We start from the raw sequence: 12,520 nt of genomic DNA, 5'->3' as shown, positions 1-12,520 counted from the left end.
AGCCTGCGCTGGAATCAATTAGGCGCCAGTTCTCGGTATCGGCCTACTGTCAGATCTGACAGGTAAAACTACCGCCTGTCAGATTTTTCCGATCATTCACTGAATATCCCGGTTGACGTAGCACGGCTGATGAGGTTTCCTGAAACCGGTTTCACGACGTATAAAAACAAGGTCCATCCACATGAACGACTTCTCCGCCGCCCAGCGCAGCCGCGTGACCATGCTCGACGTCGCCGAACACGCTGGCGTGTCCAAGGCCAGCGTCTCGCGCTTCATCGGCGATGACCGTGCCCTGCTCTCCGATGCCATTGCCCAGCGCATCGAGCTGTCCATTGCCGAACTTGGCTATCGCCCCAATCAGATGGCCCGTGGTTTGAAACGCGGCCGCACCCGCCTGATCGGCATGCTGGTGGCCGATATCCGCAACCCTTATTCGATTGCCGTGATGCACGGAGTGGAGACCGCCTGCCGCCGACACGGTTACAGCCTGGTGGTGTGCAACACCGACCGCGATGACGAGCAGGAACGCCAGCACCTGGCGCTGTTGCGCTCGTACAACATCGAAGGGCTGATCGTGAACACCCTGGGCCATCACCGGGAGGAGCTGGATGAGTTGAAGCGGGAAATGCCGCTGGTGCTGGTGGATCGCAAGGTCGACGGGCTCGACAGCGACATGGTCGGGCTGAACAACCCGCGGGCCATCGAAATGGCGCTGGAGCATCTTCAGCAGCGTGGCTATCGCGATGCACTGCTGGTGACTGAACCCTATGACGGCACCAGTTCGCGGATCGAGCGGGTCAGCAGTTTTCAGCAACAGATCGGCCAGCGCCAACGCATGAACGGCGCGGTGCTGGAAACCGGTTCGAGCCTTGCGAACGATCTTCAAACCTTTTTGAACACACCTGATTCAGGCCCGAAAGCCCTGTTCTGTGCCAATGGCGTGGCGGCGCTGGCCTGCACGTTGGCCTTGCGCGAGATTGGCTGCCGGTTGTTCGAGGATGTCGGGGTGATCGCGCTGGATGATCTGGATTGGTATCCGTTGGTGGGCAGCGGGATTACTGCCCTCGCCCAGCCTACAGAGGAGATTGGTGCGCGGGCGTTTGAGTGTTTGCTCAAGCGTTTGCGTGGGGATGATGAACTGGCGCGTGTGATGGATTTTTCGCCGGTGTTGATTGAGCGCGGTTCGACCCGTGGATTCTGTGGTGACTGACACGGCCTCTTCGACTTGCCCGCGAAGAGGCCCGAAAGAGCACCGCACAACTTGCTGATTTTTTTTGAACAAAAATGAAACCGGTTTCAGAGGTAGATAACAATGAATAAACCTGCCGTTTCCATCAGCCTGTCCAGCTACGGCGCCGACCTGGTTCGCCGTCGCGGCCAAGGCTCGTTCATCGAGGTGCTGGCCGCAGCCGGCGCCAATCGCATCGAATGGCGCGAAGAGCTGCTGACCAACGAGGTCCCCGAACAGCTCGCCGCCGCAACACAAGCCGAAGGCCTGCAAAGCATCTACTCCTCGCCCACCGAACTGTGGCTGGCCGGCCAGTCACGCCCCAATCCCGAACTCATCACCGCGCTGCAAAACGCCGAAGCGTTCGGTTCGAAGTGGCTGAAAGTGTCGCTGGGCTTCTTCACCGACAACAACGATCTGCAGACGCTGGCGCAAATCCTTGCGCAAAGTCCGGTGCAACTGCTGGTGGAGAACGATCAGACCTTGCATGGCGGTCGCATCGAACCGTTCCAGCGCTTCTTCGCCACCGTCGAGCAACACAACCTGCCGATCAAAATGACCTTCGATATCGGCAACTGGCAGTGGCAAGACCAGTCCGCCAGCAGCGCCGCACGGTTGTTGGGCCGTCACGTCGGCTATGTGCATTGCAAAGCCGTGGCCCGGCGAGCCGACGGCAAACTGGTGGCGGTGCCGCCCGCCGCTACCGACCTGCATCTGTGGGAACAACTGCTGCGGCACATGGCCCAAGGCGTTATGCGCGCCGCCGAGTATCCGTTGCAGGGCGAAGACCTGGTGCAACTCACCACAGAACACGTCGCCGCCCTCGCCCGCCTAGGCCAATCCCGTCTGGAGCCTGCTCATGTCTGAGATCGATATTCTGTCGTTCGGCGAAACCATGGCCATGTTTGTCGCCGAACAGAGCGGCGATCTGGCATTCGTCGACCAGTTCCACAGGCGGATTGCCGGGGCCGACAGCAATGTGGCCATCGGCTTGTCACGACTGGGTTTCAACGTTGCGTGGCTGAGTCGGGTCGGCGCCGATTCGCTGGGTCGCTTCGTGGTCGAAACCCTGCACGGAGAGGGTCTGGATTGCAGCCACGTTGAAGTCGATCCAGCACACCCGACCGGTTTCCAGCTCAAGTCGCGCAACGATGACGGCAGCGATCCGACGGTCGAGTATTTCCGTCGAGGCTCGGCGGCCAGTCACCTGTCGCCGAAGTCGATCAACCCAACGCTGCTCGGCGCCCGGCATCTGCACGCCACCGGCATTCCGCCGGCGCTGTCAGCATCGGCCCGGGAAATGTCCCATGAGCTGATGACGCGCATGCGCAACGCCGGGCGCAGCGTGTCGTTCGACCCGAACCTGCGCCCGAGCCTGTGGGCCAGCGAACGGGAGATGATCACCGAAATCAACCGCCTCGCCGCCCTCGCCCACTGGGTGTTGCCGGGGTTGAGCGAAGGCCGGTTGCTGACCGGGTTTGAAGACCCGGCGGACATCGCTGCGTTCTATCTCGATCAAGGTGCCGAAGCCGTGGCGATCAAGCTTGGGCCGCAGGGTGCGTATTACCGCACGCATCTGGATCAGGGTTTTGTAGCCGGTGTGCCGGTTGAAACCGTGGTCGATACGGTCGGCGCCGGGGATGGATTTGCGGTGGGGATGATCAGTGCCCTGCTGGAGCACCTGAGTTTTCCCGAAGCCGTCAGACGCGCCAACTGGATTGGCAGCCGGGCGGTGCAGAGCCGTGGCGACATGGAGGGTTTGCCGACCCGATCCGAACTCACCGCTGATCGTTCCCACGCTGCGGCGTGAGCACACGCAACAACCAATCTATTGAACCTGCTGCGACAAAAACAACAAGCTCAGGAGCAAGACCATGAAAACCGCAACCCTCGCCACCCGCCGCTGGTGGTACATCATGCCGATCGTGTTCATCACCTACAGCCTGGCGTACCTGGACCGCGCCAATTACGGCTTCGCTGCTGCCTCCGGGATGGCCGCCGACCTGATGATCACGCCGGGCCTGTCCTCGCTGCTCGGCGCGCTGTTCTTCCTCGGGTACTTTTTCTTCCAGGTGCCCGGCGCGATCTACGCGCAAAAGCACAGCGTGAAGAAACTGATCTTCGTCAGCCTGATCCTCTGGGGCGGGCTCGCCACGTTGACCGGCGTGGTCTCCAATGCCTATTGGCTGATCGTCATCCGCTTCATGCTCGGCGTGGTCGAAGCGGCGGTGATGCCGGCGATGCTGGTGTACCTGTGCCACTGGTTCACCCGCGCCGAACGCTCACGGGCCAATACCTTCCTGATCCTCGGCAACCCGGTAACCATGCTGTGGATGTCGGTGGTTTCGGGGTACCTGGTGCAGCATTTCAGCTGGCGCTGGATGTTCATCATCGAAGGGTTGCCGGCGGTGCTTTGGGCATTCATCTGGTGGAAACTCGCCGATGATCGTCCGGCTCAGGCCAAGTGGCTGAGCGACCGGGAAAAGCACGATCTGGAAAGCGCTCTCGCCGCCGAACAGGTCGGCATCAAAGCGGTGAAGAACTACGCCGAAGCCTTCCGCTCGCCAAAGGTGATCATCCTGGCGCTGCAATTCTTCTGCTGGAGCATCGGCGTCTACGGCTTTGTGTTGTGGCTGCCGTCGATCCTCAAGGCCGGCGCGCAGATGGACATGATCGAGGCCGGCTGGCTGTCGGCATTGCCGTATCTGGCGGCAGTGATCGGCATGCTGCTGGTGTCGTGGGGCTCGGACAAACTGCAAAAGCGCAAACGTTTCGTCTGGCCGCCGCTGCTGATTGCCTCGGTGGCGTTCTACGGCTCCTACGCCCTCGGTGCTGAGCATTTCTGGTGGTCATACACGCTGCTGGTGATTGCCGGCGCCTGCATGTACGCGCCCTACGGGCCGTTCTTCGCCATCGTGCCGGAGATCCTGCCAGCCAACGTTGCCGGTGGTGCCATGGCGCTGATCAACAGCATGGGCGCCCTCGGTTCGTTTGGCGGCTCGTATCTGGTCGGCTACCTGAACAGCTCCACCGGTTCGCCCGGCGCTTCGTACCTGTTGATGAGCGGCGCGCTGATGCTCTCGGTGGTACTGACGATTTTCCTCAAGCCCGGCGCCAGCGACCGGGTGACGGCCAAGCGAGTCGCACCGCGTCCGCTGCCGGCCCACTCCTGAATTGATAGAGAGATCACTGCGATGAAAAAGCAGGTTGTGTTGTACAAGAAACTTTCGCCTTCTCTGATGGCGCGTCTGCAAGAACAGGTTGATGTAACGCTGATCGACAGCCTCGACGCGGATGGTCTGATGAAACTGCGTGACGCCCTGCCCGCCGCCCACGGTCTGCTTGGCGCCAGCCTGAAACTGGACGCAGCGCTGCTCGATCTGGCGCCGCAGCTTGAAGCGATTTCCAGCGTCTCGGTGGGTGTCGACAACTACGACATCGACTACCTGAGCCGGCGCCGGATCCTGCTGACCAACACCCCGGACGTCCTCACCGAAACCACCGCCGACACCGGTTTCGCGTTGATCCTGGCCACCGCCCGGCGGGTGGTGGAACTGGCGAACATGGTGCGCGGCGGTCACTGGCATCGCAGCATCGGCCCGGCGCATTTCGGTACCGATGTGCACGGCAAGATGCTGGGCATCATCGGCATGGGTCGGATCGGCGAGGCGTTGGCGCAGCGTGGGCATTTCGGATTTGGCATGCCGGTGATCTATCACAGTCAGTCGCGCAAACCGGCGGTTGAAGCGCGGTTCGATGCGCAGTACCGCAGCCTGGAGGATCTGTTGCAGCAGGCGGACTTCATCTGCCTGACATTGCCGCTGACTGCGCAGACTGAAGGCTTGATCGGCGCCGAACAGTTCGCGTTGATGCGCCCGGAAAGCATCTTCATCAACATCTCCCGGGGCAAGGTGGTGGACGAAGCCGCGATGATCGAAGCGTTGCGGCATAACCGGATTCGCGCGGCGGGGCTGGATGTGTTTGAACGCGAGCCGCTGAATCACGATTCGCCGTTATTGCAGTTGAACAACGTCGTGGCAACGCCGCACATGGGGTCGGCGACCCATGAAACGCGCGAAGCGATGGCGCGGTGTGCGGTGGAGAATCTGTTGACGGCGTTGGCGGGTGAAAGGCCCGCCAACCTGGTGAATCCCCTCCCTTGATTGATCGTTCCCACGCTCCGCGTGGGAATGCAGCCCGGGACGCTCCGCGTCCCTTCCAGAGCTGGAACGCAGAGCGTCCCTTGAGGCATTCCCACGCAGAGCGTGGGAACGATCAGGAGTAAACCCTCAGGGAACGATCAGCGTAAGCGGTCAGGCGCTGCGCACTTGCAAAAGTTGCGCAGCGCACAAGGCAATCCTTGAACACGCATCCGCCAGTTTCACCCGATCCACCACCAGCCCGATGCGAATATGCCCCGCCGCACTCGGCCCGAACGCCTCACCGGCCAGCACAGAAACCCCATACCCCTCCAGTAATTGCTCGGCAAAGTCCTGCGCGCCGATCCCGGTCTGGCGCACATCGACCATCACGAACATCCCGCCATCCGGTTTGATCGGGTACAACCCCGGACAGCCGCGCAACCGTTCGCACACCAGATCCCGGCGCAAACGGTATTCCTCGCGCATCTGCGTCACTTCCGGCAGATCTTTCTCCAGCGCCACTTGCGCCGCTTTCTGCACAAAGTCCGGCAGACCGAACAGCATGCTCAGCGACAGATTCACCAGATGCTCGGCCAACGGTTTCGGTCCGATCATCCAGCCAATGCGCCACCCGGTCATCGCGTGGGATTTGGACAGGCTGTTGATGGTCGCGGTGCGCTCGGCCATGCCCGGCAGGCTCGCCGGGCTGACGTGTTCACCTTCGTATAACAATTCGCTGTAGACCTCATCGCTGATCAGCCACAGGTCATGACGAATGCACAGCGCCGCCAGCTCCTGCCAGATCAACAGCGACAGACTGGCGCCGGAAGGGTTGTTGGGACTGTTGAGCAGCATGGCTCGGGTCCTGGGGGTGATCCGCGCCGAGACATCCGCCGGGTCGACTCGAAAGCCGTTTTCCGGACGAACCGGCACTGGCACCACGGTCGCGCCGCAAGCGCCAAACACGCCTTCGTAGGTGACATACATGGGTTCGGCGACGATGACTTCATCGCCCGGATCGAGCAGACACTGCGCCACCGAATACACCGCGCATTGCGCGCCGGGCAGCACGATCACATGGTCGGCATCGACATCCTGGCCGCTGCGTCGCCGATGGCGCTCGGCAATCCGCTTGCGCAGCTCCAGCCGGCCACGCACTTCGGAATAATGGGTATCGCCTGCCAACAGGCTGTCGATGGCGCCGTGGATGATCGGTAGCGGCGTATCGAAATCCGGATCACCCACAGACAGCAGCAAGACATCAATGCCCCCGGCGCGCAGCTCCAGCGCTCGGTCGTGAATCCGCCAGGCCGCTGCTCCCTCCCCGGCGATTCGTTGGGTCAAGGCTGAATAGCGCATGTACGTCTCCTGATTGCGCGGTCTCCAGCCTTCACCCTAGGTCAAATCACAAACCGCGCCACCATCGCATTCAAATCCACCGCCAGGCGCGACAGTTCATGGGTCGCGGCGCTGGTCTGGTTGGCGCCGGCGGCCGATTGGGTGGCCAGGTCGCGGATGTTGACCAGGTTGCGGTCGACTTCACGGGACACCTGCGCCTGCTCTTCCGAGGCACTGGCGATCACCAGGTTGCGCTCGTTGATCTGGTTGATCGACTGGGTGATCTGCTCCAGTGCGACGCCAGCGGCGCGGGCCATTTCAAGAGTGGACTGGGTGCGCTGGTTGCTTTGCTGCATCGACTCGACCGCTTCGCCGGTGCCGTTCTGGATGCCGGCGACCATTTTTTCGATTTCCTGGGTCGATTGCGCGGTGCGATGAGCCAGTGCGCGAACTTCGTCCGCTACCACGGCGAATCCGCGCCCGGCTTCACCGGCACGGGCTGCTTCGATGGCGGCGTTGAGCGCCAGCAGGTTGGTCTGTTCGGCGATGGCGCGAATCACGTCCAGCACCTTGCCGATGTCACGGCCCTGTGCAGCCAGGCCTTCGATCATTTGCGCGGTGTTCTGCACGTCGTGGGTCATGGTCTGGATCGCGTCGACGGTTTTCACCACCTGGTCGCGACCTTCGCGGGCGGCGTGGGTCGACTGGTTCGACGCTTCGGAAGTCGACACCGCGTTGCGTGCAACCTCTTCCACCGCAGCGGTCATTTCGTTGACGGCGGTGGCGGCCTGTTCGATTTCGTCGTTCTGCTGTTGCAGGCCACGGGACGCCTCTTCGGTCACGGCGCTGAGTTCTTCGGCAGCGGCGCCCAGTTGCGTGGCGGAACCGGCAATCTGTTCGATGGTTTTACGCAGGTTGGCCTGCATCGCGGCCAGGGCTTCGAGCAGGCGTGCCGGTTCGTCCTTGCCGTCGATTTCGATGGTTTTGGTCAGGTTGCCGCCGGCGATGGTTTGTGCGGCAGCGACGGCGCGGTTCAACGGGGTGACGATGCTGCGGGTCAGCAACCAGGCCAACAGCACCGTGGCAAATGCTGCGAAGACCGCCACGATGACAATGCCGGTGATCGCGCTGTCGTAGTGTTCACCGGCCTGAATGGACGCGTCCTTGGCACCGGCGGCATTGATCGCAATCAGTTTGTTGAGCTGCTCGCCCATCTGGTCGGTGCCGTCCTTGATCTTCGTGTTGATCAGGGTGCGCATGTCCTCGACCTTGTCCTGACGCGACAAGTCCATCATCTGGTTCTGGGCTTGCAGGTAGTTGTCCAGGGTCGTCGCGAAAGCCTGGTATTGCGCGCGCTCTTCACTCTCGGCCGGCAATGCGGCGTAGGCGGCCTGAGCGCTGCGTACCTTGTCCACCAGCACGCCGATGCGAGTCTGTGCTTCTTGCAGGCCGGCAGTGTCACGGTTGACCAGAATCCGGAACGACAGGATCCGCAGGCGCAATACGTTTTCCGTCACCACGCCAAGGTAAGTGACGCTGGGCAACTGATTGGTCTGCATTTCGACAGAGGCCTGGCGGATGACCGACATGCGGTTGACGGCGAACACGCCGAGCACGATCACCAGCAGGGCAATAAAGGCAAAACCGAGGAAGGCACGGGGCGCGATATTCAGATTACGCAAGGACATAGGAAGGCTCTCGGAAAGTCGAAGCTAAGAGCATCCATGCCGTAATCACTGGCCCGCGAGGGCGGGCTTCAGTCCGGCGTCACTGTTTGTGGAAGTCTTGTGTGCGCCTGATCTTTATATCGGCCAGGCTTGAGGAATTTTGCAGGTAAAGAACAAATATTTTTCAAATTATTGCGAGTGTTTCGCTATTGAAACACCCGACGTTTTAGATGATGGGTGACAGGTCAGTCCGGAGTCGCCATGCGCCAGACGCGGGCAATGTCCGTAGCGCGCTCGCGCAGCAGACGCGGTGCTTCGGCGCAGGCTTGTTCCAGCGTCATCGGACCGCTGGTGACGGCGAATGCGGCATCGATGCCGTGACCGTAGAGTTCTTGATAGCCCTCGCCCAAGGTGCCGGCGATGACGATCACGGGGACGCCGTGTTGCTTGGCGATCCGCGCGACGCCAAACGGGGTTTTGCCGCGCAGGGTCTGCGCGTCGAAGCGCCCTTCCCCGGTGATCACCAGATCTGCGCTTTTCACTGCATCGGCCAGCCCGACCAATTCGGCGACCACTTCAACCCCGGCCTGGAACCGCGCGCCGAGAAACGCTTTGGCTGCAAAACCCAGTCCGCCCGCTGCACCGCTGCCCGGCTCATCACGAACGTCTTTATCCAACGCTTGCGCGCAGAGTTCGGCGAAGTGGCCCAGCGCCTGATCCAGTTGCTGCACTTGCGCGGGTGATGCGCCTTTCTGCGGGCCGAAAATCGCCGAGGCGCCGTGGGGGCCGCACAGCGGATTGTTGACGTCGGCGGCGATGTCGAAACGGACTTGCGCCAGACGCGGGTCCAGTTCGTTGAGGTCCAGTTTGGCGAGTTGCGCCAGCGCGAGGCCGCCCGGCACCAGTGATTGCCCTTGAGCGTCCAGCAACTTCACGCCCAGCGCCTGCATTGCACCAGCGCCGCCGTCATTGGTGGCGCTGCCGCCGATGGCGAGGATCACCCGTTGTGCGCCGGCATCCAGCGCTGCGCGGATCAATTCGCCCGTGCCGAAGGTACTGCTGATGCACGCATCGCGTTGCCCCGGCGGCACCAGTTGCAGACCACTGGCCTCGGCCATTTCGATGATCGCGGTGTGGTTATGCGGCAACCAGCCCCACGCCGCTTCGACCGCCGCACCCAACGGACCACGCACGCGGGTGCGACGCAGTTCACCTTCACACGCGGCGAGAATCGACTTCACCGTGCCTTCGCCACCGTCGGCCATCGGGCATTTGACCAGCGTCGCCTGCGGCCAGACCTGCGCCAGACCCAGCGCAATGGCTTCTGCAACGCCTTGGGCACTCAGGCTGTCCTTGAACGAATCGGGGGCGATGACGATTTTCATGCGAATTCTCCAGTTCCAATGCCCCTCATGCTGCCAGTCGCTTTGCGCGTTGACGCCTGTCCGCTGCACAAGTTGGATAGGCGTTTATTGTTCATTTCGACAAATCGTCAGTCTGCGGCAGCAATTGCACCCCGAGATACAGCGCCAACATGCCGTCGAGCCTCAGCGGATCGACCCCGCTCAACTCGGCAATTCGCTCCATCCGATAGCGCAGGCTGTTGCGATGAATCCCCAACGCATCCGCGCAAGCCTGGCTCTGCCCGTCGTGATCGCACCAACTGCGCAGGGTCGCGAGCAACTGGCCGTTGTTGTCCTTGGCGATGACCTTGCGCAACGGTTTGAGCAGTTCATCCAGCGCATCATCGTTGCGATGGCGCCAGAGCATGACCGGCAAGCGATAGCGATTGAGAGTCAGCAGCCGTGAACGTGGCAACACTTCGCGGCCATAGGCGAGCAAGTCGCCGACCCGCCGATAGCAACGGCGTAACCCGGCCAGCCCATCGGCCTGCCCACCGACGGCGATGCGCAGGATGTTCCAGCCCAGGCCATCGAGTTTTTCCAGCAAACGATCATGCTCGAGGTTCTGACTCGCTGGCCGGCACCACAGCAGTGACGACTTCGCGGAACTCACGCACCAGCTGTCCGGATAGCGCGTCATCAACCAGGCACTCAGCGCCTCGACGGTCTGCCCCGGCCCATGCTCCAGACCTAATTCAAACAGATAGGGCACCCGCGTCAGTTGCGGTTTCAGCCCGAGTTGCTGAGCTTCATCGACCAAACGCGGCGAGTCCCCTGCTTCGCTCAACAGCAGCGCGAGCAAGTCATCGCAGCGTTGCCGCCGCCACTGCTGCTCGGATTGCTGATTGCGCTGGCCGACCAGCATTTCAGCCGTCATGCGCACCAGTTCGGCGTAAGTGCGCAATTGCTCCGGCTCACCGGTGATCCCGAGCACACCGATCAAACGCTGATCGAGCAGCAGCGGCAGATTGATCCCCGGCTGCACACCTTTCAAATGCACGGCGGTCTGCGCGTCGATCTCCACCACTCGCCCGTTGGCCAGCACCAGTTGCGCACCTTCGTGACGGGTGTTGATCCGCTCCGGCTCGCCACTGCCGAGGATCAGCCCCTGGCTGTCCATGACGTTGACGTTGTACGGCAAAATGGCCATGGCCCGGTCGACGATGTCCTGGGCGAGGTCGTGATCGAGTTCGAACATAAGGGCTGGAATCCTTGAAAACAGGCGCGGACGGTTGTTCACCCGCACAGGGTCTGGCGGCAAACCCTGTGCTCAGGCACAAAGACAATCCGGCCAAAGGTGGCCGAGACTCTCAGGGCGATCAACGTTACCCTTTGCATCGCAAAAAATCATAATAAAGAGAGAGCCGCCATGTCGCAGAGCGCCGCTGCCACCCAGACCATCGATGACGATAAAAATGCCGTCTACAAACGCGTCACCCTGCGTTTGATCCCCTTCATCTTCATCTGTTACCTGTTCAACTACCTCGACCGGGTCAACGTTGGATTTGCCAAACTGCAGATGCTTGACGCGCTGAAATTCAGCGAAACCGTGTACGGCCTTGGTGCCGGTATCTTCTTCATCGGCTACGTGCTGTGCGGGGTACCGAGCAACCTGGCCCTGACCAAATTCGGCCCACGGCGCTGGATTGCGCTGATGATGATCACCTGGGGCACGCTGTCGACCTGCCTGCTGTTCGTCACTACACCGACCGAGTTCTACACCTTGCGCCTGTTCACTGGCGCCGCCGAAGCCGGGTTCTTCCCAGGCGTGGTGCTCTATCTCTCGCAGTGGTTCCCGACCTTTCGCCGTGGCCGGATCATGGCGCTGTTCATGTCGGCGATCCCGGTGTCGGGCCTGCTCGGCAGCCCGTTTTCTGGCTGGATCCTGAATCACTTCGCTGCGGGCCAAGGTGGCCTTGCCGGTTGGCAGTGGATGTTCCTGCTGCAAGGTATTCCGACCGTGATACTGGGCGCACTCGCCTACTTCCTGCTCAGCGATAACTTCGCCAACGCCAAATGGCTGACCCCGCATGAGCGTTCGGTGCTGGAAGCGGATCAGGCGGAAGACCTGGCGAACAAGCCGAAAACCACTTCCGATTCGCTGATTGCGGTGTTCAAGAACCCGGCGATCTGGGCGTTTGGCTTGATCTACTTCTGCATCCAGAGCGGCGTGTACGCGATCAACTTCTGGCTGCCGTCGATCATCAAGAACCTCGGTTTCAGCGACAACCTGGTGATTGGCTGGTTGAGTGCGATTCCGTATCTGCTGGCGGCGGTGTTCATGCTGGTGGTCGGGCGTTCGGCGGACTTGCGCAAAGAACGCCGCTGGCATTTGGTGGTGCCGATGTTGATGGGCGCTGTCGGCCTGCTGATCGCGGTGAACTTCGCGGCGAATCCGGCGATTGCGATCCTCGGTTTGACCATTGCGACCATGGGTGCGTTGACCGGCTTGCCGATGTTCTGGCCAGTGCCGACTGCCATGCTGAGCGCGGGTGCTGCGGCGGGCGGGTTGGCGTTGATCAACTCCATGGGGCAGATGGCGGGGTTCTTGAGCCCTTACCTCGTGGGTTGGGTCAAGGACAGCACCGGGTCGACGGATGCGGCGTTGTATCTGCTGGCGGGGGTGATTGTTGGCGGGAGTCTGCTGGCGTTGCGGATGACGCGGACGTTGCGGGCCTGATTATTGGCAGGCACACAAAAACGGCCCACTTCGGGCCGTTTTTCGTTTGATCGTTCCCACGT

General features: G+C 61.6%; 10 protein-coding genes. 6 read left to right on the top strand and 4 right to left on the bottom strand.

All coding sequences use genetic code 11. The features are described from left to right. The first annotated feature begins 181 nt into the window (after window positions 1–181). From AC3WRD_RS28690 to AC3WRD_RS28670, 5 genes are all read left to right on the top strand, one after another. Entirely contained in the window at window positions 182–1,210 is a 1,029-nt protein-coding gene (locus AC3WRD_RS28690) for a LacI family DNA-binding transcriptional regulator (RefSeq protein WP_102622664.1), read from the top strand. Between the two features lie 102 nt (window positions 1,211–1,312). Next, a complete protein-coding gene (locus AC3WRD_RS28685; protein ID WP_102622665.1) occupies window positions 1,313–2,095 on the top strand; it encodes a sugar phosphate isomerase/epimerase family protein in 783 nt (260 codons plus the stop codon). Continuing rightward, window positions 2,088–3,038 carry a sugar kinase gene (locus AC3WRD_RS28680; protein ID WP_102622666.1) on the top strand — a complete coding sequence of 317 codons (951 nt, stop codon included), beginning with the start codon at window positions 2,088–2,090 and terminating at the stop codon, window positions 3,036–3,038. Before AC3WRD_RS28685 ends, AC3WRD_RS28680 begins: the two co-directional genes overlap by 8 nt. A 64-nt stretch (window positions 3,039–3,102) precedes the next feature. Further along, a complete protein-coding gene (locus tag AC3WRD_RS28675; protein ID WP_102622667.1) occupies window positions 3,103–4,401 on the top strand; it encodes an MFS transporter in 1,299 nt (432 codons plus the stop codon). 21 nt (window positions 4,402–4,422) lie between these two features. Further along, window positions 4,423–5,391, top strand: a complete 969-nt coding sequence (locus AC3WRD_RS28670) for a 2-hydroxyacid dehydrogenase (RefSeq protein WP_102622668.1) — start codon at window positions 4,423–4,425, stop codon at window positions 5,389–5,391. A gap of 150 nt (window positions 5,392–5,541) precedes the next feature. Here the strand turns inward: AC3WRD_RS28670 and AC3WRD_RS28665 are convergent, their stop codons facing one another. From AC3WRD_RS28665 to AC3WRD_RS28650, 4 genes are all read right to left on the bottom strand, one after another. Beyond that, on the bottom strand, window positions 5,542–6,729 hold the full coding sequence (locus tag AC3WRD_RS28665; RefSeq protein ID WP_102622669.1) for a pyridoxal phosphate-dependent aminotransferase: 1,188 nt from the start codon (window positions 6,727–6,729) through the stop codon (window positions 5,542–5,544). Between the two features lie 41 nt (window positions 6,730–6,770). Beyond that, window positions 6,771–8,396: a methyl-accepting chemotaxis protein gene (locus AC3WRD_RS28660; protein ID WP_102622670.1), complete on the bottom strand. Its 1,626-nt coding sequence runs from the start codon at window positions 8,394–8,396 to the stop codon at window positions 6,771–6,773. A gap of 224 nt (window positions 8,397–8,620) precedes the next feature. Then, a complete protein-coding gene (locus AC3WRD_RS28655; RefSeq protein WP_102622671.1) occupies window positions 8,621–9,760 on the bottom strand; it encodes a glycerate kinase in 1,140 nt (379 codons plus the stop codon). A gap of 91 nt (window positions 9,761–9,851) precedes the next feature. Continuing rightward, window positions 9,852–10,976: a sugar diacid recognition domain-containing protein gene (locus tag AC3WRD_RS28650; protein WP_102622672.1), complete on the bottom strand. Its 1,125-nt coding sequence runs from the start codon at window positions 10,974–10,976 to the stop codon at window positions 9,852–9,854. Window positions 10,977–11,147: 171 nt separating this feature from the next. Between AC3WRD_RS28650 and AC3WRD_RS28645 the strand changes: the two genes are divergently transcribed. Further along, entirely contained in the window at window positions 11,148–12,458 is a 1,311-nt protein-coding gene (locus AC3WRD_RS28645; RefSeq protein ID WP_102622673.1) for an MFS transporter, read from the top strand. Window positions 12,459–12,520 lie beyond the last annotated feature (62 nt).

It is taken from the genome of Pseudomonas sp. FW215-R2, assembly GCF_058789255.1.
The sequence above is the reverse complement of the archived record's forward strand: the minus strand, read 5'-3'. Positions and strand labels throughout refer to the sequence as shown.